Source organism: Pseudoclavibacter sp. RFBA6 (genome assembly GCF_002931575.1).
Classification (GTDB): Bacteria; Actinomycetota; Actinomycetes; order Actinomycetales; family Microbacteriaceae; genus Pseudoclavibacter; species Pseudoclavibacter terrae.
Window position 1 is genome coordinate 409983 of sequence record NZ_PSUA01000015.1, and the last position, 21410, is coordinate 431392.

A 21410-nucleotide genomic window follows, 5' to 3' on the forward strand; every position below is an offset into this window, starting at 1 on the left:
GTTGGACGTGCGTGCATCCGCCACAGCTCTGTCAGGGGGGACGGGGGAGTCCGTCGGGCGAGCGGCGGGGACTAGCCGCGGGCGCCCATGAGGTGCTCGAGCGCGAGCTGCTGCAGGCGCACGAAGCCGAAGCCCTTGCCGTTGAAGTACGCGTTCGCGTCGAAGTCCTCGTACGCGGAGCGGTCGGCGAGGAAGTCGTCGTACGTCTCGCCCTCGCCGAGCGTGTTCGTGGAGAGCTCGTCGACGCGGGAAGCGGCGAGCGCCTCCTGCACCTCGGGGTCGGCGCGGAATGCCGCGGCGCGCTCCTTGAGGAGCAGGTACGTGCGCATGTTCGCCGCTGCCGACTCCCATACGCCCGTCTCGTCTTCGGTGCGCGAGGGCTTGTAGTCGAAGTGGCGCGGACCCGTGTAGGTCTGGCCGCCGCCCGGGCCACCGTTCTCGAGCAGGTCGACGAGCGCGAACGCGTTCTGCAGGTCGCCGTGACCGAAGACGAGGTCCTGGTCGTACTTGATGCCGCGCTGGCCGTTGAGGTCGATGTGGAACAGCTTGCCCTGGTAGAGGGCCTGTGCGATGCCGGCGGCGAAGTTGAGGCCGGCCATCTGCTCGTGACCGACTTCGGGGTTCACGCCGACGAGTTCCGGACGCTCGAGCGTCTCGATGAAGGCGAGGGCGTGGCCGACCGTGGGGAGGAGGATGTCGCCGCGGGGCTCGTTCGGCTTCGGTTCGATCGCGAAGCGGATGTTGTAGCCCTTGTCGGTGACGTAGTCGCCGAGCAGGTTGACGGCCTCGCGGTAGCGCTCGAGTGCCTGGCGGATGTCTTTCGCGGAGTCGTACTCGGCGCCTTCGCGGCCGCCCCACATGACGAACGTCTCGGCGCCGAGCGAGGCGGCGAGGTCGAGGTTGCGGAGCACCTTGCGCAGCGCGAAGCGGCGCACGTCGCGGTCGTTGGACGTGAAGCCGCCGTCCTTGAAGACGGGGGCGGAGAAGAGGTTCGTGGTGACCATGGGAACGACGAGGCCCGTCGAGTCCAGGGCGCCGCGCAGGCGGGAGATCTGGGAGTCGCGCACCTCGTCGGTCGAGCCGAACGGGAAGAGGTCGTCGTCGTGGAACGTGAGTCCGTAGGCGCCGGCCTCGGCGAGCTTCTCGACGACGTGCACGACGTCGAGGTCGGCGCGCGTCGGGCCGCCGAACGGGTCGGTGCCGTTGTAGCCGACGGTCCACAGACCGAACGAGAACTTGTCTGCGGGGGTGGGGGCTGGCGTGGACATGGTCCTCCTGGTTCGACATTGAACAAAATTGTTGCCGTCGCCAACATATACGTTCGCGGCCGAGATCGCCACTCCCGGTGCGTCTCGAATGCGATCAGTGCTCAGCGCGGGGCTAAGCTCGCGCAATGAACGACGCGCTACCCGCCTCATTCGAGTCGTGGCCCGAACTCGGCGAGACGCAGGGGGTCATCCTGCTCGAGCTCCTCCTCGGGGGGCCAAGGTCGCGTGCCCGCCTGGCTGAGGCCGCCGGGCTCTCGCGCACGAGCCTGACCCGCATCGCGAGGGAGCTGATCGAGGCCGGCCTGCTCGGCGAGGGTGAGCTCCAGCCGTCAGGGCATCGCGGACGCCCATCCGAGAGCCTCTTCCTCCGCCCGGAGCGTGCCCACTTCGTCGGTGTGAAGCTCACGGGCGAGGCCGCGTACGTCGTCGTCACCGACCTGACGGCGCAGGTCGTCGAGAAGGTGTCTGCCCCGCTCCCGAATCGCTCCGTGGATGCGGTGGTCGAGCTCGTCGCGGGGCTCATCGCCGAGGTGTCCGTCGGCTTCCCGCTCGTTGCGGCGGTCGGCATCGGCGTCGCAGGCGATGTGTCCGACGTGGGCGGCGTCGAGGTGCTGCACCGCTCGAACTTCCTCGGCTGGGACGGGATCGCGCTGTCGCGCCTCGTCGCGGAGGCCACGGGCCTGCCCACCTCGATGTCGAACGACGTGCACGCGCTCGCGGCCTCGCTGCACTGGTTCGGCGGCCTCGGCGCGCATCGATCGCTCATCGTCTACGGCCTCGGGGCCGGCATCGGAAGCGGACTCGTCGTCGCGAACGACGCGGCGCCGGGAGCGCACGGACGGGCTGGTCGCATCGGCCACAGTCGGATGTCCGGCAGTGGCGTGACGTGCGCCAAGGGGCACCAGAACTGCATCCACAGCTTCGTGACCATGCCGGCCATCGAGGCCAACGCCGGCGTGGATCCTGGCCAGTACGAGGTTGCCCTGCAGCGCGCTCGGGCGGGTGACGAGCGGGCGCTCTCGGCCTTCCGCAGCGCGTCGTTCGCGCTCGGTGTCGCCGTCGCTGAATCCGTGAACACCGTCGACCCGGAGATCGTTGCGATCATGGGCGAGGGGCGCCACATGCTCGACCTCGCGCCGGATGATTTCGTCTCGGCCGCGACGGAGTACCTGGAGCAGGTCGACTTCTCGCAGGTCCGGATCGAGCGCCCTGACTTCCACTTCGACAGCTACGCGCAGGGTGCCGCCGTCGTGGCCATCCGGAGGCTGCTCACCTCGCGAACCTAATTTGTTTCACTGCTTGACAAAAACAATGCGGTGACTTCAAACTGGTGCCCGTCGGACCCAAAGGAAGTGTCCGTCACGTCAGTTCGAGGCACTCGGTTCGGAGGGCTGGCGTCGAATCGTCGGCCCCGCCGACGCGTCTGCAGGAAGAACAAAGGAGTTCACTCATGCGAAAGAAATGGGCAGCCGCGGCCGTGATCGCGGTCAGCAGCCTGGCACTGGCTGGCTGCAGTCCAAGCGCTCCTGAAGGCGACGGAGTCCTGACGCTCTGGCACTTCGAGGCGGAGAACAGCGCGATGGGCATCGCCTGGGACGAGGCGATCAAGGTCTTCGAGGAGGAGACGGGTGCGACCGTCGAGTTCGAGGAGAAGAGCTTCGAGCAGATCCGCCAGACCGCAAGCCAGGTCCTCAACTCGGATCAGGCGCCGGACATCCTCGAGTACACGAAGGGCAATGCCACGGCCGGGCTCCTCGCCAGCCAGGGCCTGCTCACCCCCATCACCGAATCCGTCGAGGAATACGGCTGGGCCGACAAGCTCGCGCCCGCACTGCAGACCACTGCGCGCTACAGCGAAGACGGGGTCATGGGATCCGGCGAGTGGTATGGCGTGCCGAACTACGGCGAGTTCGTGACCGTCTACTACAACAAGGCGGCGTTCGCCGAGCAGGGCATCGAGGTGCCCACGACGATGGCCGAGTTCGAAGGCGCACTCAAGACGTTCGCGGATGCGGGCATCACGCCGCTCGCGCAGGCAGGCCTCGAGTACCCCCTCGGTCAGCTCTGGTACCAGTTCCTCCTGCAGGAATCCGACCGCGACTTCGTCGACGACTACCAGCTCTACGAAGGCGAAGTCGACTGGCAGAGCGAGGCGATGAAGAACGCGACCGACAAGGTCGTCGAGTACGTCGATGCCGGCTACATCTCCCCGAACGCCTCCGGGCTCAAAGCCGAGGACGCGGGCGTCTCGTTCATCAACGGCGACGCACCCATCTTCGTGTCCGGCAGCTGGTGGTACGGGCGGTTCGCCGACGAGATCTCGGGCTTCGACTGGGGCATCGTGCCGTTCCCCGAGACGGAGCTGAGCCTCGGCTCTGCCGGCAACATGTGGGTCGTGCCGGCGGCGGCCGGCGACCCCGACCTCGCGACGCAGTTCATCGAGATCACCATGCGCCCCGAGATCCAGGCGCTCATCGGCAACAACGGCGGCCTCCCCGTCGCCGCGAACGTCGACGACATCACCGACCCGAAGAGCCAGGAGCTCATCTCGGCCTTCAACGACATCAACGAGAAGGACGGGCTGGCGTTCTACCCGGACTGGCCGACTCCCACCTTCTACGACGAGCTCGTCGCGCAGCTCCAGGAGCTCGTGAACAAGACGAAGACCTCGGATGAGGTCCTCGACAGCCTCGGCCAGTCGTACGACTCGTACGCGGTCGACTTCCGCGAGTAATCAGATGCGGGGCCGGACGCTGTTCTACGGCCGGCCCCGCCCACTCTGAAAGAGACCAACCATGGCTCAGCTGCCGCTTGCGAAAAAACCAGGGCGTCGCCCGCTCCCCGCCGATGTCAGCTCCTTCCCGGAGCGAGGCGCCCCCCGCTGGGGGTGGTGGCTCTACCTCGTCCCCGGGGCGCTCCTGCTCATCGTCGTCATCGTCGTCCCCCTCTTCTGGAACGTCTACCTCAGCTTCACGGAGTACCGGGGCATCCGCCCGCCCGAGTTCGTCGGGCTCGAGAACTGGGTGAAGCTCTTCGGGGACTCCGCCTTCTGGGCGTCGTTCCGGAACACCATCGCGATGATCATCGCCATGGTCGTGATCCCCACCGCGCTCGGTCTGCTGATCGCCGTCGTGCTCTTCGACGTCATCGGCAAGAAGTTCGGCGGTCGCATCGCCAGCTTCCTGCGAGCCACCTACTACCTCCCGCAGATCCTGCCCATGGCGATCGCGGGCATCGTGATCGGGTGGATCCTGCGCCCGGAGAACGGCGCGCTCAACGTCATGCTCGAGGCGGTCGGGCTGGGCGGGCTCGCCAGCAACTGGCTCGGGAGTCCGGACACGGCGCTCCTGAGCATCATGCTCGTGCTCGTGTGGGTGCAGCTCGGCTACCCGATCGTCATCTTCATGGCCGCGCTGCAGCGCGTCGACCCCGAGCTGTACGAGGCGGCGGAACTCGATGGCGCGGGATGGTGGGACCGGTTCACGGCGATCACGCTCGGGCAGATCCGGCCCGAGGTGTTCGTCGTCACCCTCACCTGCACCATCGCGGCGCTGAAGGTCTTCGGCCCCATCTACGTGCTCACGCGCGGCGGCCCGGGCACCAGCACGCTCGTCCCCAGCTACTACGCGTACAGCGAGTTCTTCCAATCCCAGCAGGTCGGCTACGGGGCGACCATCGCCACAGCCCTCACCATCGTCATCGCGATCGTCGCGATCTTCTTCATCCGAGCGCAGACCTCGGTGGAGCGGAAGGAGCGTGCGGGACTATGACCGCAGACGCAGTGTCGAAGCAGCGCGCACCCAAGCGGCCGCGCTCCAAGTACCTCGCCCCGAACGGCAAGGACTGGATCGCGATCACCCTCACGGTGATCGGCGGGCTCATCATCCTCTTCCCGTTCATCCTCATCCTCCTGAACTCGTTCAAGTCCCCGAGCGACTACAGCGAGGGCGGCCCGCTCGCGTTCCCGTCGTCGCTGTACTTCGACGGCATCGTCGCGTTCTGGGAGCGCACGAACTTCCCGCAGAAGCTGTGGAACTCGATCTGGATCTCCGGCACGGTCGCCGTCGCCGCCGTCCTCATCTCGTTCCTCAACGCCTACGCCATCGGGGTTGGCCGCGTCAGGGGGCGGATGTGGATCATCGTCGCATTCCTCTTCGCGAACCTCCTGCCGCAGGAAGCGCTGCTCTACCCGCTGTACAACATGTTCAAGATGGTCGGCCTCTACGACAACCCGTGGAGCGTCGTGATCATCTTCACGGTCATCCAGAGCGCATTCGGCACCTACCTGCTCGCGTCGGTGCTCGGCACGTTCCCCAAGGAGATCCTCGAGGCCGCCGCGCTCGACGGCGCGAGTCGCTGGACCGTGCTGTGGCGTGTCGTGTTCCCGATCAGCATGCCGACCCTCAGCGTGCTCATCATCTTCTTCTTCATCTGGACCTGGAACGAGTTCCTGATCCCCCTCACCTTCCTGGTCAGCAACGCCTCCCAGACGGTCCCCGTCGCAGTCAGCGTGCTCCAGGGCGACCGAATGATGGACGTCACGACGACCAGTGCATCCGCCCTGCTCGGCGTCATCCCGACCCTCATCTTCTTCCTCATCTTCCAGCGCACGTTGACCCGCGGCATCACCGCCGGCGCGGTCAAGTAAGGCGAAAGGCAACCATGAAATTCACCGACGGATTCTGGCAGATCCGACCAGGCGTCGAGGTCCTCTACGCACAGGAGGTCTACGACCTCGAGCAGTCGTCCGACGGGCAGGGCCTGCAGATCACGGCCCCCACGAAGGTCATCGGCTCGCGCGGCGACACCCTCAACAGGCCGATCCTCACCGTCTCCATCCACTCGCCGCTCCCCGACGTGATCGGCGTGACCATCGAGCACCACCAGGGCGGCAAGCCCCCGCTGGGCTTCTCACTTCCGGGTGCGACGAGCGGTCACGCGCAAATCAGCGTGGACGAGACGGAGGGCACGCTCAGGAGCGGCAGCCTGACGCTGCGGGCTGCCCGCGGTGAGCCGTGGTCGCTCTCGTTCGAGTCGGGGGGACGCGTGCTCACGAGCAGCGGGCACCGCTCAGTCGGGTACGCGGGCCTGCAGGCGGATGCGCAGGTCGACGCAGGAGTCGTCGGGTCGCCGCGGTCCGGCATGGCGCTGCCTCTCGCCGAGCACTACGTGCACGAGCAGCTGTCGCTCGAGGTGGGCGAGCTCATCTACGGGCTCGGCGAGCGCTTCGGGCCACTCGTCAAGAACGGCCAGAACGTCGAGGTCTGGAACGCCGACGGCGGCACGTCGAGCGAGCAGGCCTACAAGAACGTCCCCTTCTACCTCAGCGACCGGGGCTACGGGGTGCTCGTCGACAACGCCGGCCACGTCAGCTTCGAGGTGGGGTCCGAGGCGGTCGAGCGGGTGCAGTTCTCGGTGCCGGGCGAGCGCCTCACGTACTACGTCATCGGCGGAGGCTCGCCCGAGGCGGTGCTCGATCGCTACACGCAGCTGACGGGACGCCCCGCGAAGGTGCCAGCGTGGTCATACGGGCTCTGGCTGTCGACGAGCTTCACGACCGACTACGAGGAGACGACGGTCACCGAGTTCATTGACGCGATGGCGGAGCGGGAGCTGCCGCTGAGCGTGTTCCACTTCGACTGCTTCTGGATGCGCGAGTTCAACTGGTCCGACTTCACGTGGGATGCGCGCACGTTCCCAGAGCCAGAGCGGATGCTCGCGAGGCTCCACGCGAAGGACCTGCGCGTGAGCGTGTGGATCAACCCGTACATCGGGCAGCGCTCGCACCTGTTCGCGGAGGCGAAGGAGCTCGGCTACCTGGTGCGCAAGCCCAACGGCGACGTCTGGCAATGGGACAAGTGGCAGGCCGGCATGGCACTGGTGGACTTCACGAACGCGGAGGCCACCGCCTGGTACCAGGGCAAGCTCCGCGCGCTCATCGACCAGGGCGTCGACTGCTTCAAGACCGACTTCGGCGAGCGCATCCCCGTCGACGTCGTCTACGCGGATGGCTCCGACCCCGTCGGCATGCACAACTCCTACACGCAGCGGTACAACGAGGCCGTCTTCGAAGTGCTCGAGGGCGCCAGGGGAGAGGGCGACGCGGTGCTGTTCGCGCGCTCGGCGACGGTGGGAGGACAGCGCCTCCCGGTGCACTGGGGTGGGGACTCCACGTCGAGCTACGTGTCGATGGCGGAGACGCTGCGCGGCGGCCTCTCGCTCGCGCTCAGTGGATTCGGATTCTGGAGCCATGACATCGGCGGCTTCGAGGGCACGCCTGACGCCGGCGTCTTCAAGCGCTGGGTCGCGTTCGGTCTGCTGTCGAGCCACTCGCGGCTCCACGGTTCGAGCTCGTACCGCGTGCCGTGGGTCTTCGACGAGGCCGAGGGGCTCGACGAGTCCGATCCGCAGAGCGCCGTCTCGGTGCTGCGGAAGTTCAGCCGGCTGAAGCTGCAGCTCATGCCCTACCTCTACGCGGCGGGCCTGGAGGCGCACGAGCGCGGCATCCCGATGCTCCGGCCCATGGTGCTCGCGTTCCCCGATGACCCGAGCTGCCGGTACCTCGACCGGCAGTACCTGCTCGGCGAGCACCTCCTCGTCGCCCCGGTCTTCTCGGCCGATGAGGACGTCGAGTTCTACCTTCCCGCCGGCCGCTGGACGTCCCTGCTCGAGGGCACGACCGTGCAGGGAGGCACGTGGCGGCGCGAACGGCACGGCTTCGACAGCCTCCCGCTGTACGTGCGCGAGGGTGCGGTGATCGCGCGGCATGAACGTTTCGACCGCCCAGACCACGACTACCTCGACGGCGTCGTCATCTCCGCGTACCCAGGGGCGGGCGCTGGATCCGCGGCGACGACCGTGACGACACCGGATGGGGCGAGCGCTGAGTTCGTCGTGAGCTGGGGCGACGACTCGGTCAGTGCGACCGGACCGACCACGAGCGCCTGGTCGCTGCAGCTCGGGGACATCCGGGTGAACGCCGACGGCGCAGCGGCTCGGATCGAACGATGAGCCGCGCTGGTGCGGACTTCCCTCCCGAGTTCCTCATCGGGGCGGCCACCGCGGCATTCCAGATCGAGGGCGCTGCTCGTGAGGATGGGCGTGGCCCGTCGATCTGGGACACCTTCAGCCACACGCCTGGCAAGACCTGGAACGGCGACACGGGCGACGTCGCGGCCGACCACTACCACCGCGTCGAGGCCGACCTGGACCTCATGGCGGAGCTGGGTCTCGAGGCCTACCGCTTCTCGATCTCCTGGCCGCGCGTGCAGCCGGGCGGATCAGGGCGGGTCGAGCCGCGAGGCCTCGCGTTCTACGACCGCCTCGTCGACGGGCTCCTCGAGCGGGGCATCAGGCCCATCGCGACGCTGTACCACTGGGATCTGCCCCAGGAGCTCGAGGACGTCGGCGGCTGGGCGAACCGGGAGACGGCGTTCCGCTTCGAGGAGTACGCCCGCATGGCCGCGGCGCACCTCGGCGACCGGGTGCACACGTGGACGACCCTCAACGAACCCTGGTGCTCCGCCTACCTCGGCTACGGATCTGGCGCTCACGCGCCTGGCCGGACCGACGGCGCTGACGCGCTCGCGGCGGTCCACCATCTCAACCTGGCCCACGGGCTCGCGGTGTCGGCCATCCGTGGCGCAGCCAGCAACGCCCCCGACGTCTCGGTGACCCTGAACTTCCACGTGACGCGAGGGGATGACCCCGACGCGAAGCGACGCGTGGATGCGCTCGCCAACCGCGCGTTCACGTCTCCCATGCTCCTAGGGAGATACGACGAGGACCTCCTGCGGGACACGGCCTCAGTCTCGGACTGGTCGTTCGTCGAGCCAGGGGACCTCGAGCGCATCCACCAGCCGCTCGACTTCCTCGGCGTGAACTACTACTCCACCGTCACCGTGCGCACCTGGGACGGCGTGAGCGAGCGGGTCAAGAACGACGGCCACAAGGATATGGGCGGATCCCCGTGGCCAGGGAGCCCGGACATCGACTTCCTGCCGCAGGCCGGCCCGTACACGGACATGGGCTGGAACATCGCGCCGGACGGGCTCGAGGAGCTGCTCGTCTCGCTCTCCGAGCAGTTCCCGGACCTGCCGCTCATGATCACGGAGAACGGCGCAGCCTTCGCCGACGTCGTGACGGTCGACGGAGATCGGCAGGTCGTCGACGACCCCGAGCGCACCGACTACCTACGGCGTCACTTCGCCGCCGCGCGTCGGGCCATGGATCGCGGCGTCGACCTCCGCGGGTACCTCGTCTGGTCGCTCATGGACAACTTCGAGTGGGGGTACGGGTACTCGAAGCGGTTCGGCGTGGTCCACATCGACTACGAGACGCAGCGGCGCACCGTGAAGAACAGCGGTCTGTGGCTGTCTGATCTCATCCGCAACCGGCAAATTTCGGGGGTTGTCCGCGAATAAGTTGGAGGAGACAACCAAGGCGTTTGACAGTCAGCATCCGCAGGATGGCAGGCTAGGCCCCGAATACAAGGTGGCCGTACGTCGCAGTTCGGTCACGAATCTCTCCGAAGAGGTCGCGCGCAAGCCCAAGTAGGTATATGTTTGGCGCGACAACTTAGGGCAAGACATTTCAGAGAGGAAATGACCTTCATGTCAGCAACGAAGAAGTTGCTCGGTCTCGCAGTCGTTGGAGGCCTCGCACTCGGCCTCACCGCCTGCGACGCGCCAGCAGACCCAGCAGCAACCGGCGACGCAGGAGCAGCAGTCGAGGTCGAGAGCGTCGGCATCTCCATGCCGACCCGCGAGCTCGAGCGTTGGATCAACGACGGCGCGCAGCTCCAGAGCAAGCTCGACGAGGCCGGCTTCACCACCGACCTCCAGTACGCCGAGAACGACCCGGACACGCAGATCTCGCAGATCCAGAACCAGATCGCCTCCGGAGTCGACGTGCTCGTCGTCGCCGCCATCGACGGCTCGGTGCTCGCACCGGTCCTCCAGGACGCGGCTGACGAAGGCGTCACGATCATCGCCTACGACCGCCTCATCAACGACACCGAGAACGTCGACTACTACGCGACGTTCGACAACTACGCGGTCGGCAAGCTGCAGGGCGAGTACATCGTCGACACGCTCGACCTCGAGAACCAGCCGGGACCGTTCTACCTCGAGCCGTTCGCCGGCAGCCCCGACGACAACAACGCCAAGTTCTTCTTCTCCGGCGCATGGGATGTCCTCAAGCCGTACATCGACGAGGGCAAGCTCGAGGTCGCCTCGGGCAAGGCACCCGCATCGAACGACGACTGGGCCTCCGTCGGCATCCAGGGCTGGGAGAGCGCTGGCGCTCAGGACGAGATGGAGAACCGTCTCGCCTCGAACTACAGCGACAAGAAGGTCGACGTCGTCCTCTCCCCGAACGACAGCCTCGCCCAGGGCATCTCGGAGGCGCTCGTCTCCTCCGGCTACACGCCCGGCTCCGAGTGGCCCATCCTCACGGGTCAGGACGCTGACAAGGCCTCCGTCGTGAACATCCTCGCCGACAAGCAGTCCATGACGGTCTGGAAGGACACCCGCCTCCTCGGCGACCAGGTCTTCGCCATGATCGAGTCCCTCAAGGCCGGCACCGAGGTCGACGTCAACGACACCGAGAGCTACGACAACGGCGTCAAGGTCGTCCCCTCGTACCTCCTCGACCCCGAGGTCGTCACCAAGGACAGCGTGCAGGAGAAGCTCATCGACAGCGGCTTCCTCAAGGCATCGGACGTCGGACTCTAACGAGTCACCGACACCACACACGGAACGCGCTCGGGCTGGCTGTGCCCCCACACCAGCCCGAGCGCGCTTCCGTGACAGCTCGCGCCTGAACGCGCAGAGCAACACCGAGCGTTGCAGCTCGGAAAGCGAGACGGAGCAATGGTGCAAGACGACAAGATCCTGAAGATGTCGAACATCGTGAAGGAATTCAGCGGTGTGCGGGCCCTCTCGGGCGTCAACATCGAAGTCCAACGCGGCGAGGTGCACGGCATCTGCGGCGAGAACGGCGCTGGCAAGTCGACGCTCATGAAGGTCCTGAGCGGCGTCTACCCCCACGGCACCTTCGAGGGGACCATCGAGTTCGATGGCCGCGAGGTGCGGTACAAGAACATCAACGACAGCGAGCACGACGGCATCGTCATCATCCACCAGGAGCTCGCCCTCAGCCCCTACCTGTCGATCGCGGAGAACATCTTCCTCGGCAACGAGGTGCAGCGCTTCGGCATCATCGACTGGGATGAGACCAACCGCCGCGCGGCAGAGCTGCTGAAGCGGGTCGGCCTCAACGAGAACCCCGCCACCGTGATCCGCGAGATCGGCGTCGGCAAGCAGCAGCTCGTCGAGATCGCGAAGGCGCTCTCCAAAGACGTGAAGCTCCTCATCCTCGACGAGCCCACCGCCGCCCTCAACGACGAAGACTCCGCCCACCTGCTCGGCCTCATCGAACAGCTGCGCGAGCAGGGCATCACCTCGATCATCATCTCCCACAAGCTCAAGGAGATCCGGCGCATCGCAGACCGCGTCACGATCATCCGCGACGGGGCGACGATCGACTCCATCGACATGAGCGAAGAGGATGCGACCGAAGGCCGGATCATCCGCGCCATGGTCGGCCGAGAGCTCAGCTCCATGTTCCCGCCGCGCGACGCGGTCATCGGGGAAGAGAAGCTGCGCGTCGAGAACTGGACCGTGCACCACCCAGCGGACCCGAGCCGCAAGGTCGTCGACGACGTGTCGTTCCACGTGCGCGCCGGCGAGATCATCGGCTTCGCAGGACTCATGGGTGCAGGCCGGACGGAACTCGCGATGAGCATCTTCGGCCGCAGCTACGGCACCAACATCTCCGGCGAGGTGTACAAGTCGGGGCAGCTGATCTCCACGAAGACCATCGACGAGTCCATCAAGAACGGCCTCGCCTACACGACGGAAGACCGCAAGCACCTCGGCCTCAACCTCATCGGCGACATCCAGGCGAACATCTCCGCCGCCGCCGCCAGGAAGGTCGCCCGCTGGGGCGTCGTCGACGGCATCAAGGAGAACGGCGTCGCCGAGGGCTACCGCAAGTCCATGAACATCAAGACGGCAAGCGTCGCGACCCTCACCGGCAAGCTCTCCGGAGGCAACCAGCAGAAGGTCGTCCTCAGCAAATGGCTGCAGACCGACCCCGACGTGCTGTTCCTCGACGAACCAACGCGCGGCATCGACGTCGGCGCCAAGTACGAGATCTACGGCCTCATCAACAAGCTCGTCGAACAGGGCAGGGCCGTCGTCGTCATCTCCTCCGAACTCCCCGAGCTGCTCGGTCTCGCCGACCGCATCTACACGATCTCCGAAGGCCGCCTCACCGGCGAAGTCACCAAGGAGAACGCAACCCAGGAACTCCTCATGCAGTACATGACCGCTGGAAAGGACGAGTCGTGACCACCACGAACACCGAGGCCGCGAGCGAAGCAGGCACCCGCAAAGTCAGGATGTCCGTCGACGTCCGCCAGTACGGGATCCTCGGCGCCCTCGCCGTCATCATCATCCTGTTCCAGATCCTCACCGGCGGGAAGCTGCTGCTCCCCGCCAACATCAACAACCTCATCCAGCAGAACGCGTACGTGCTGATCCTCGCGGTCGGCATGATCATCGTGATCATCGCCGGCCACATCGACCTGTCGGTCGGATCGGTGGTCGCCGTCGTCGGCGCCATCACGGCCATCGCCATCACCCAATGGGGCCTGCCGTGGTTCGCGGCCGTGCTCATCGGCCTCGCGGCCGGGGCGGTGATCGGCGTCTGGCAGGGATTCTGGATCGCCTACGTGGGCATACCCGCGTTCATCGTGACGCTCGCCGGCATGCTCCTCTTCCGAGGCCTCACCCTCGTCCTCCTCACGGGCGGCACGATCAACGCGCTCCCCGACGAGTTCGTCGCCATCGGCAAGGGCTCGCTGCCACAGTCGATGGGCACCATGCTGGGCGGACACGACGTCGTCACCATGCTCATCGCGCTCGTCGTCGTCGCCGCGGTCATCGGAAGCCAGCTCCGCACCCGCGCCCGCCGCAAGAAGCTCGACCTCCCGGTCGAACCGGGCGGAGCGCTCATCGCGAAGCTCGCCATCGTCGCGGTCGCCGTCCTCGCCTTCGCGTGGCTGCTCTCCGCACACAAGGGCCTCCCGATCATCCTGATCATCCTGGCCGTGCTCATCATGCTCTACACGTTCATCCTGCAGCGCACCGTCTTCGGCCGAAACGTGTACGCCATGGGCGGCAACCTCTTCGCGGCCAAGATGAGCGGCGTGCGCACCGAGCGCGTCAACTTCCTCATCTTCGTCAACATGGGTGTGCTCGCTGCCCTCGCCGGCATCGTCACGACCGCCCGCGCAGGTGGCGCCGTCGCCTCCGCCGGAAACACGTACGAGCTCGACGCCATCGCGGCTGCCTTCATCGGCGGCGCGGCCGTGACCGGCGGAGTTGGTACCGTTATCGGCGCAGTCATCGGCGCGATGATCATGGGTGTCCTCAACATGGGACTCTCGATCCTCTCGGTCGACTCGGCGTGGCAGTCGGTCATCAAGGGCCTCGTGCTGCTGCTCGCAGTCGCCATCGACGTGCTCGGCAAGCGCCGAGGCGGGCGCAGCTGATCAGTGCTCCGCCGCCCGCGCCCATCCGGCGCTGGCGGCGGAGCGGCTCGGCCGAGCGCCGACGTGCACGAACCAGGACAGCAGAAGACCAGAATCACCACCACCACGATGAGCGAGAGAAGGGGACGCGCATGCCCACCGATCGCGTCGCGTCGTCGAACCTCTCCCTCATCCTCGAGCGCCTCCACCGCGGCGGCCAGGCATCCCGAGCCGAGCTGACCCGCGAGACGGGCCTCAACCGCTCCACCATCGCCGCCCTCGTCGCAGAGCTCGCGGATCGACGCATCGTCGAGGAGCAGGAGCCCGTCGCCACGAACCTCGTCGGACGGCCCAGCCCCATCGTCAACGTGTGCGACAAGATCGTCGCCGTCGCCGTCGTCCCAGAAGTGGACGCGCTCAACGTCGGCGTCGTGAGCTTCCGCGGCGAACTGCTGAAGCGCATCCGCTTCGAGACCGAGAAGCCACCGACCGCCAAAGAGGCCGTCGCCATCGTGAAAGCGCTCGTCGAGGGGCTCAGCGAGAGCCTCGACACCCTCTACGAATGCGTCGGCATCGGCGTCGCCGTGCCCGGCCTCGTCCGCGCCTCCGACGGCTTCGTGCGCTGGGTGCCCCACTTCGAGTGGCGCGACGTGCCACTCGCCGAGCAGCTGCAGCAGGCGACGGGCCTCCCCGTCCTCGCCGCGAACGACGCCAACCTCGGCGCCGTCGCCGAGCACATCTTCGGCGCGGGCCGCGGCATCAGCAACATGCTCTACATGAACGGCGGCGCGAGCGGCATCGGCGGCGGAATCATCGCCGACGACCGCCTCCTGCACGGTGTCGCCGGGTACGCGGGGGAGTTCGGCCACAACCTCGTCGCGACCCCCGCCGCGCTCGGCACCTCCGGCGACGACGAACTCGAACGCGTCGTCAGCAGGCGCCGACTCCTCGCCGCGCTCGGCACCAAGAGCGCGAGCGACGACGAGCTGGAGCGCATGCTGCAGCAGAGCATCGACCCCGCCGTGAAGCTCGAGACGCACCGGCAGCTCGGCGTGCTCAGCGTCGGCGTGCGCAACATGATCAACATCCTCAACCCCGAACGCGTCGTCCTCGGCGGGTTCCTCGGCGTGCTCCTCGACCTCGAACGCGACTACTTCCTCGAGATCCTCGCCGAGCACACCCTCGCCCCGAACTACGGCGAGGTCGAAGTGGTGCGCGCCGGACTCGGCAGCGACCTGCTCTTCATCGGCGCCGCCGAGCTGCAGTTCCAAGCGCTCATCGAGCGCGCCCACCTGCACCGCTGACGCCGCGCGCGGCTCCGCGCCCCGTGGCCGCGTCGCCTCGTCCGCGTTTGCGCCGCGCGACCGCGTCGCGTCGAGTCGCGTCGCGTCGCCCGAGTTTCGGGATGGGTTTGTCGCTCTGTTGCGAGAAACTCCCCGCAACGGAGCGAGGTTCCCATCCCGAGATTGCGTGGTCGGGCTTGCGGGGCAGATTCCGCTGTCGGCCCCGACTCGGGATGGCTTTCACGCACGCGGATGGCTTGCAATCCATCCGGAGGCGCGAAACCCATCCGCAGACGTGGTAGATGGCGGCGTCCGCGGACTGTCGTCGAGATCTGCGTCTCGGGATGGATTTCTCGCTCTCTCGCGGGAAACTTCCCGCAACGAAGCGAGCTTCCCATCCCGAGATCGCGTGTTCGGGCTTGCGGGGCAGATTCCGCTGTCGGCCCCGACTCGGGATGGCTTTCACGCATGCGGATGGCTTGCAATCCATCCGGAGGCGCGAAACCCATCCGGAAACGCGAAACCGGTCCGCAGACGTGGTTGGCGGCGTCGGCCGCCGGGCAGGATCCCGGGGACTCGGCCGGCGCTCGCGCTTATGCGGGGTTGCGGACCTCGGGGAACGCGATGACCTGCCCGGAGTAGCAGAATCCGCCGCCGAAGCCGAGCAGCAGGGCGGGCCCACCTGGCTCGGCGACACCGGCTTCGACCTGCTTCGCGAGGGCGATCGGGATGGACGCGGCTGAGGTGTTGCCCGAGTAGACGACGTCGCGTGCGACGACCTCGTCGGCGAGGCCGAGCTGCTTGCCGAGGGCGTCGATGATGCGCAGGTTCGCCTGGTGCGGCACGAACGCGACGAGCTCGTCCGCTCGCACGCCGCCCTTCGCGAGGGCGTCGATCGCGACGTGCTGCGCCTGCGTGATGGCCCAGCGGAAGACGCTGCGCCCTTCCTGCTCGAAGCGGCCGGAGGGCTGCTGGATGCGCACCAGGTTGCCGAGCTCGGGCTGCGAGCCCCAGGCGACGGGCGCGATGCCGGGTGTCCCGCTGCGCTCGAGGACGACGGCGCCTGCACCGTCGGCCATGAGGATGGCTGTGGTGCGGTCGGTCCAGTCCATGAAGTCGCTCATGCGCTCGGCGCCGATGATGAGGGCACGGCTCGCGGAACCGGCCTGGATCGCCTGGTCGGCGACGGCGAGGGCCTGGGAGAAGCCGGCGCACGCGGCGTTGAGGTCGAAGGCGACAGGGTGGGTCGCGCCGATGCGCGTCGCCACCTGGGCGGCGGTTGATGGCGAGCGGTCCATTGCCGTCATCGTGGCGACGATGACCATGTCGATGTCCGAGCCCTGCACGTCGGCGGAGAGCAGCGCCTTGACGCCTGCTCCCGCCGCGAGGTCGGTGACGCTCTGCCCCTCTGCGGCCAGGCGGCGCTCGCGGATGCCGACACGCGAGGTGATCCACTCGTCGCTGGTGTCGAGAGTCTGCGACAGCTCGTCGTTGGTGACGACGCGCTCCGGCGACTCGTAGCCGACTCCGACGATGCGCGAGTGCACTGGCTGAGGTGGGGAGAAGGAAAGCATGATCAACGCAGAATCCTACCCTCCGGTCAGTGTCTGTCTCTGTGGGTGGTATTCGGAACGCGCGGGCTCGCCGGATTGCCTCTAGGCGCGGAGGTGGCGGGCGAGGATGCGGCGGGCCGTCAGCCGCGGGGCAGCGTGCCGATCTGGTCGCCCGCTTCGTTGTAGATCACGAGCGAGTCGCCGTCGACCTCGGCGGAGCTCGCGCCGAGCAGCCACGTGTCGACGCCCTCGCAGAACATCATCGTCGAGGCGAGCGCCCCGAATTCGACCGTGCCGTCGGTCTCCGTCCAATCGCCCATGAGGCGGTTGCAGCCGTCGTTGCCCGTGACCTTGCCGTCGTCGGCGAGGTTGAGGCCTGGTTCGCCTTGCCCGCTCGATTTCGGGGTGCCCCAGGCCCCGGCGGCGGATTCGGCGGGACTCGCGCATCCCGTCAGGAGCAGGAGAGCGGCTGCTGCGATTGCGATGCTGACGCCGATGGTCTTCACGGGGGCTCCGATGCTCAGGGGATGGCGACATCGTAGCGACCCGGGTGCAGAGGATCGGAGACGCCCGTCCGGCGCATCGTGCGACGGAGCGGACGGGGCAGCACCCCGCGCGGTTCCCCTCCGGGGCTCGCCTCCCAGCGGCACACGAGCGAGCGGATACCCTGTCGGCATGCCCGAACTGACCCCAGAGCAAGTGGTGGCCCTCAAGGAGCTCGCGATGGGCTGTGCTCGTCGCGGGGACAGCCAGACGCTGCTGGATCTCATCGATCAGGGCATGCCCGTCGATCTGCAGGATGCGGCCGGCAACACCGCGCTGATGCTCGCCGCGTACAGCGGTCACGCGGGCACCGTCGAAGCGCTCATCGGTCGCGGCGCGGACGTCGACCTGCGCAATGCGCGAGACCAGTCGCCCATCGCCGGCGCTCTCTTCAAGGGGGAGGACGAGATCGTTCGGCTGCTCCGGGCGGCGGGCGCCGACCTCGACGCGGGGACGCCATCCGCGCGAGCGACCGCGGACATGTTCGGGCAGGCGCACCTGCTGAGCTGATCGCCCGACGGCGAACCCGACGACCGGGATGCCCCATCGCTCCGGTGAGCCGTGGAACAAGCGCTTGCCCCTGGGCGTTCGAGTGAACGTGACCACTTTGACGCCGCACGCACCCACGAGCGATGCCCTCGATCGGGCCCTCGCGTCGCTCGAATGGACGCTCGTCGGCTCGCACCGGCACCAGCTCACGTCTGGCGAGCCGTTCGCGCGACGCCACGATGGGCCGGGATTCGTCTACGTCTTCAGCGGTGTCGCGCGACTTGCGGTGCGGGGCGCGCCGAGCGAGGACCTCTCGGCTGGTGAGCTCGTGTTCTTCCCGCGCGCGCACTCGACATCGGTGCTGGCGACGGGCGACGTCGAGTTCATCGACGTGGTTTTCGAGGCGGCCCCGTTCGCGCATGCCGCGGCCGAGACGCTGCCCGCCGCGCTGGTCGTGCGCGACTTCGCGCGGCAGGAACCCTCGATGGTGGCCCTCATCGACGGCATGGCGTGCGCCTGGGGCCGTGACAGCGAGTCCGGTCGGCGCGGGGGCTCGAGCGCGCACCCTCGCGCAGGCGACGCCGTCATCTGCAGCCGCATCGCGACGACCATCGTGTCGACGGCGCTTCGGGCCTGGAACGAGGCGGGATGCGCGCCGGCGGGTTGGCTGCGTGACGTCGCCGAGCCACGGATCGCGGCCGCGCTCGAGGCACTCCACCAGGAGCCGGGCCACCCGTGGACGCTCGACGATCTCGCGAGGGTCGCGAGGATGTCGCGTTCGGCGTTCGCCCTCCGGTTCCAGGAGGCGGTCGGGGAGACGCCGATCGGGTACCTCACGCGTGTGCGCATGGAGACGGCGAAGGGGCTGCTGCTGCGGAGCGAGCTGACGATCGGCGCGGTCGCGAGCGGGCTGGGCTACGAGTCGCAGGCTGGCTTCAGCCGCGCGTTCCAGCGCCACTCCGGGTGGACTCCGGGTCGCTGGCGGGTCGAGGCGCGGTCGGGAGCAGTCCAGGAGCCTCGCGCGAGCTCGTAGCGGGCATCCGCTCCCGTGCGGGGCCTGGACGACACGCGAGCGGATGCTGGCGCCCGCGAAGCCTCGCGCGTCCGGCGCCAGCATCCGAAGCGACCTCAGTCGGTGCGGCCCGGGAACCGTGCGCTGCCGAAGATGAGGCCGCCGACGATCGCGGACGCCGAGGCGACGATGAGGGCGGGTGTGACCCCGATCAGGTCGATGAGGAGCCCACCGACGCCGGCGCCCAGCGTGATGGCGAGCTGGAACCCCGCGACCGAGAGCCCGCCGCCCGACTCCATGCGGTCGGGCACGAGTCGACCCATCCACGTGCCGAGGGTCGTGAGCCAGCCGCCGAAGCCGATGCCCCACGTGGTGACGGCCACGGCGATGAGCCAAAGCTGGCCTGGCGCGAGCGCGACGATGCCGATGGAGACGCCGATGAGCAGTGGGACGGCGAAGCGGAGCACCGCGAGGTGTCGGTCGACGAGGAGTCCGACGAGGAAGTTGCCGGCGACGCCTCCGATGCCGAACGCGACGAGCAGTGCGGCCACGCCGACGCTGTCGAGTCCGGGCACTCGGTCGATGGCGAGGCGGATGTACGTGAACGCGACGAAGTGTCCGAGGACGGTGAGGATGTGCCCCGTGAGCCCGACGCGGATGCCCGGTACGCGCAGCGTGTCCACCAGGGAGCGCAGGCCGCCGCTCGACGCGGTCGGCGGCACATGGGGCAGCGCGACGCGCAGGGCGATGGCGACGGCCACGGTCACGACGGCGACGCTCGCGAAGATGAGGCGCCAGTCCATGATCGTGCCCAGGTAGCTGCCGAGCGGCACGCCGGCGACGGTCGCGACGGTCGTCCCGGTGTTGACGAGCATGATGGCGCGGCCCAGGTGCTTGGGCTGCGAGAGGCTCGCCGCGATGGCGATCGACATGGCCCAGAAGGCGCCGAGCGCGGCGCCGAGCAGGAGGCGCGCGACGAGCAGCAGCACGAAGCCAGGCGCGACGGCCACGATCGCACTCGAGAGTGCGGCGGCCCCGGCGAGGATCACGAGCAGCGTGCGGCGGTCGAGGCGGGGAACGAGGATGCCGATGGTCGGGGCGGTGAGGAATCCGACGAACGCGGTCACCGTGACCGTCTGGCCCGCCTGCCCCTCGGTGATGCCGAGCGAGGCGGCCATCGAGGGCAGCAGGCTCGGCGGCAGGAACTCGGCGAGGACGAGCACGAAGCTCGTCGCCATCATGGCCGCGATGGCGGCCCACGCCGTCTTCGCGGGAATCTGCGTCCGTGGTGACGGCGTCGCGGGGACAGTGGGGATGGTTCCGGTGGTCATGCTCTCACCCTCGCCGAAGACGGCGCCTCGTGGTTGATCGTGCGTCCGCGGGAGGTGATCGAACGTCCCGTCTCGCGGGCCGCACGGGCTTCGAGGCCGGGGCGATCTCAGTTGCGTGCCTTGCGGGGGATGACGACCTCGCGGATGAGCAGGATGATGCCTGCGGAGATCGGGATCGCGACGAGCGCGCCGAGCAGGCCGAGCAGCGTGCCGCCCGCGAGGGCCGCGATGAGCACCACGGAGCCGGGGATCTGCACGGCCTTCGACATGACTCGCGGGGTGAGGACGTACGCCTCGATCTGCATGTAGACGAGCATCGAGATGAGCACGATCAGCGCCGAGATCGGCGACGCGAAGAGCGCGATGATCGTCATGACGATGGTCGTGATGATCGTTCCGATGAGTGGGATGAGCGTGATGAAGAACACCACGACGGCCACGATGAACGGGTACGGGGCGCCGACGGCCCACAGCAGCAGGCCGCTGAAGACGGAGTTGATGAAGGCGAGCACGACCATGCCGCTCAGGTAGGACCCGACGGACGCCATGATGCGCTCGGCGTAGTCCTCGAAGCGCGGTCGCACCGACGCGTCGATGAGCGAGTAGCCGGCCTGCTTCATCTTGCCGAGAGTCGCGACGAAGTTGATGACGAGGATGAAGATGAAGATGCCGCTCGAGACCCCGTTGACGATGGTCGTGCCGACCTGCAGGGCCCCGCCGCCGACCGTCGCCCACGTGTTCGGGTCGACGAGCGTGTCCTGTGCCCAGTCGAGGGCGTTCTGGGCGGCGCCGTTCGTCGCCCTGTTGACGTCGTCGAACCAGCCCTCGGCGATGAGGCGGTCGACCTCCTGCGGCACGGTCGTCGCGAGCTGCGTGATCTGCGAGACGAGGATGGGGACGACGACCCAGACGAGGCCGACGACGATCGCGATGAAGGCCAGGATGACGACGACGATCGCCATCCCGCGCTTGAGGCCCTTCCGCTGCAGCCAGCGCACGAGCGGGTCGAGTCCGAGGGTGATGAAGAACGCCACGAAGATCGATACGAGCACGGAGGACAGCTGCATGACGGTGGTTGCGAGGAGCGCCGCGAGCAGCAGTCCGATCGCGACCCAGAACCCCCACATGACGGGGTTCCTGCGGAACAGGTCGGCCGTCGTCTTGGACAGTGCCGCTCGGGTTGGGTCGGCCATCGGTGCCTCCTCGGCAACAGGGGGTGCGCTCGCCAGGGAGGGCGTCTGCTCGCCAAGGTTATGGCACGTTCGACTCACGTGGTTATGTATGCACAAGCTGGTAATGCCCGGAATGTGCTTGCCTGAAAGTCACCTAATGC

The 21410-nt window shown here is 67.8% G+C and carries 17 protein-coding genes; 12 read left to right on the plus strand and 5 right to left on the minus strand.

Annotation, left to right across the window (positions count from 1 at the left end):
* Positions 1 to 71: 71 nt before the first annotated feature.
* Complete coding sequence (gene xylA, locus C5C17_RS16665) at positions 72 to 1268, minus strand: xylose isomerase (protein WP_104254491.1); 1197 nt, start codon at positions 1266 to 1268, stop codon at positions 72 to 74.
* A gap of 125 nt (positions 1269 to 1393) precedes the next feature.
* Here xylA and C5C17_RS16670 point away from each other — a divergent pair, with 125 nt between their 5' ends.
* The 10 genes from C5C17_RS16670 (at position 1394) to C5C17_RS16715 (ending at position 15170) form a co-directional block, all read left to right on the plus strand.
* The gene (locus C5C17_RS16670; RefSeq protein WP_104254492.1) at positions 1394 to 2554 is read left to right on the plus strand and encodes an ROK family transcriptional regulator; all 1161 of its coding nucleotides are present in this window, start codon (positions 1394 to 1396) and stop codon (positions 2552 to 2554) included.
* A gap of 164 nt (positions 2555 to 2718) precedes the next feature.
* The gene (locus C5C17_RS16675; protein ID WP_104254493.1) at positions 2719 to 4002 is read left to right on the plus strand and encodes an ABC transporter substrate-binding protein; all 1284 of its coding nucleotides are present in this window, start codon (positions 2719 to 2721) and stop codon (positions 4000 to 4002) included.
* A gap of 61 nt (positions 4003 to 4063) precedes the next feature.
* Positions 4064 to 5038: a carbohydrate ABC transporter permease gene (locus C5C17_RS16680; RefSeq protein ID WP_104254494.1), complete on the plus strand. Its 975-nt coding sequence runs from the start codon at positions 4064 to 4066 to the stop codon at positions 5036 to 5038.
* Positions 5035 to 5916, plus strand: coding sequence for a carbohydrate ABC transporter permease (locus tag C5C17_RS16685; RefSeq protein ID WP_104254495.1), 882 nt, complete (start codon positions 5035 to 5037; stop codon positions 5914 to 5916). Before C5C17_RS16680 ends, C5C17_RS16685 begins: the two co-directional genes overlap by 4 nt.
* 14 nt (positions 5917 to 5930) lie before the next feature.
* The gene (gene yicI / locus C5C17_RS16690; RefSeq protein WP_104254496.1) at positions 5931 to 8279 is read left to right on the plus strand and encodes an alpha-xylosidase; all 2349 of its coding nucleotides are present in this window, start codon (positions 5931 to 5933) and stop codon (positions 8277 to 8279) included.
* Positions 8276 to 9691 (plus strand): GH1 family beta-glucosidase, encoded by a 1416-nt coding sequence (locus tag C5C17_RS16695; RefSeq protein ID WP_104254497.1) that lies wholly within the window; start codon positions 8276 to 8278, stop codon positions 9689 to 9691. The genes yicI and C5C17_RS16695 overlap by 4 nt, the downstream gene beginning before the upstream one ends.
* A gap of 189 nt (positions 9692 to 9880) precedes the next feature.
* Entirely contained in the window at positions 9881 to 11002 is a 1122-nt protein-coding gene (chvE, locus tag C5C17_RS16700) for a multiple monosaccharide ABC transporter substrate-binding protein (protein WP_104254498.1), read from the plus strand.
* A gap of 138 nt (positions 11003 to 11140) precedes the next feature.
* Positions 11141 to 12682, plus strand: a complete 1542-nt coding sequence (gene mmsA / locus C5C17_RS16705; protein WP_104254499.1) for a multiple monosaccharide ABC transporter ATP-binding protein — start codon at positions 11141 to 11143, stop codon at positions 12680 to 12682.
* A 50-nt stretch (positions 12683 to 12732) separates the two neighbouring features.
* Positions 12733 to 13887 (plus strand): multiple monosaccharide ABC transporter permease, encoded by a 1155-nt coding sequence (gene mmsB, locus C5C17_RS16710; protein WP_104254631.1) that lies wholly within the window; start codon positions 12733 to 12735, stop codon positions 13885 to 13887.
* Between the two features lie 131 nt (positions 13888 to 14018).
* Positions 14019 to 15170 (plus strand): ROK family protein, encoded by a 1152-nt coding sequence (locus C5C17_RS16715; RefSeq protein WP_104254500.1) that lies wholly within the window; start codon positions 14019 to 14021, stop codon positions 15168 to 15170.
* A 572-nt stretch (positions 15171 to 15742) separates the two neighbouring features.
* On the opposite strand, the gene C5C17_RS16720 is transcribed toward C5C17_RS16715, so the two are convergent.
* Both C5C17_RS16720 and C5C17_RS16725 read right to left on the minus strand, forming a co-directional pair.
* A complete protein-coding gene (locus C5C17_RS16720) occupies positions 15743 to 16723 on the minus strand; it encodes a beta-ketoacyl-ACP synthase III (RefSeq protein WP_104254632.1) in 981 nt (326 codons plus the stop codon).
* Positions 16724 to 16842: 119 nt separating this feature from the next.
* Positions 16843 to 17208 (minus strand): META domain-containing protein, encoded by a 366-nt coding sequence (locus tag C5C17_RS16725; RefSeq protein WP_258066264.1) that lies wholly within the window; start codon positions 17206 to 17208, stop codon positions 16843 to 16845.
* Positions 17209 to 17377: 169 nt separating this feature from the next.
* On the opposite strand from C5C17_RS16725, the gene C5C17_RS16730 reads away from it, so the two are divergent.
* A complete protein-coding gene (locus C5C17_RS16730) occupies positions 17378 to 17755 on the plus strand; it encodes an ankyrin repeat domain-containing protein (protein ID WP_104254501.1) in 378 nt (125 codons plus the stop codon).
* 88 nt (positions 17756 to 17843) lie between these two features.
* Positions 17844 to 18767, plus strand: coding sequence for an AraC family transcriptional regulator (locus C5C17_RS16735; protein WP_219820525.1), 924 nt, complete (start codon positions 17844 to 17846; stop codon positions 18765 to 18767).
* Positions 18768 to 18862: 95 nt separating this feature from the next.
* Here the strand turns inward: C5C17_RS16735 and C5C17_RS16740 are convergent, their stop codons facing one another.
* Both C5C17_RS16740 and C5C17_RS16745 read right to left on the minus strand, forming a co-directional pair.
* On the minus strand, positions 18863 to 20077 hold the full coding sequence (locus C5C17_RS16740; protein ID WP_104254503.1) for an MFS transporter: 1215 nt from the start codon (positions 20075 to 20077) through the stop codon (positions 18863 to 18865).
* Positions 20078 to 20184: 107 nt separating this feature from the next.
* Positions 20185 to 21270: an AI-2E family transporter gene (locus tag C5C17_RS16745; RefSeq protein WP_104254504.1), complete on the minus strand. Its 1086-nt coding sequence runs from the start codon at positions 21268 to 21270 to the stop codon at positions 20185 to 20187.
* Positions 21271 to 21410: the final 140 nt, after the last annotated feature.

Bases quoted from the DNA above. Each gene is read 5' to 3' on its own strand.
- mmsA (WP_104254499.1), top strand. From the start codon at position 11,141: ATGGTGCAAGACGACAAGATCCTGAAGATGTCGAACATCGTGAAGGAA.
- C5C17_RS16695 (WP_104254497.1), top strand. From the start codon at position 8,276: ATGAGCCGCGCTGGTGCGGACTTCCCTCCCGAGTTCCTCATCGGGGCG.
- C5C17_RS16685 (WP_104254495.1), top strand. From the start codon at position 5,035: ATGACCGCAGACGCAGTGTCGAAGCAGCGCGCACCCAAGCGGCCGCGC.
- C5C17_RS16670 (WP_104254492.1), top strand. From the start codon at position 1,394: ATGAACGACGCGCTACCCGCCTCATTCGAGTCGTGGCCCGAACTCGGC.
- C5C17_RS16730 (WP_104254501.1), top strand. From the start codon at position 17,378: ATGCCCGAACTGACCCCAGAGCAAGTGGTGGCCCTCAAGGAGCTCGCG.
- C5C17_RS16715 (WP_104254500.1), top strand. From the start codon at position 14,019: ATGCCCACCGATCGCGTCGCGTCGTCGAACCTCTCCCTCATCCTCGAG.
- C5C17_RS16675 (WP_104254493.1), top strand. From the start codon at position 2,719: ATGCGAAAGAAATGGGCAGCCGCGGCCGTGATCGCGGTCAGCAGCCTG.
- C5C17_RS16740 (WP_104254503.1), bottom strand. From the start codon at position 20,077: ATGACCACCGGAACCATCCCCACTGTCCCCGCGACGCCGTCACCACGG.
- C5C17_RS16680 (WP_104254494.1), top strand. From the start codon at position 4,064: ATGGCTCAGCTGCCGCTTGCGAAAAAACCAGGGCGTCGCCCGCTCCCC.
- chvE (WP_104254498.1), top strand. From the start codon at position 9,881: ATGTCAGCAACGAAGAAGTTGCTCGGTCTCGCAGTCGTTGGAGGCCTC.
- yicI (WP_104254496.1), top strand. From the start codon at position 5,931: ATGAAATTCACCGACGGATTCTGGCAGATCCGACCAGGCGTCGAGGTC.
- C5C17_RS16745 (WP_104254504.1), bottom strand. From the start codon at position 21,270: ATGGCCGACCCAACCCGAGCGGCACTGTCCAAGACGACGGCCGACCTG.
- xylA (WP_104254491.1), bottom strand. From the start codon at position 1,268: ATGTCCACGCCAGCCCCCACCCCCGCAGACAAGTTCTCGTTCGGTCTG.
- C5C17_RS16720 (WP_104254632.1), bottom strand. From the start codon at position 16,723: ATGCTTTCCTTCTCCCCACCTCAGCCAGTGCACTCGCGCATCGTCGGA.
- mmsB (WP_104254631.1), top strand. From the start codon at position 12,733: ATGTCCGTCGACGTCCGCCAGTACGGGATCCTCGGCGCCCTCGCCGTC.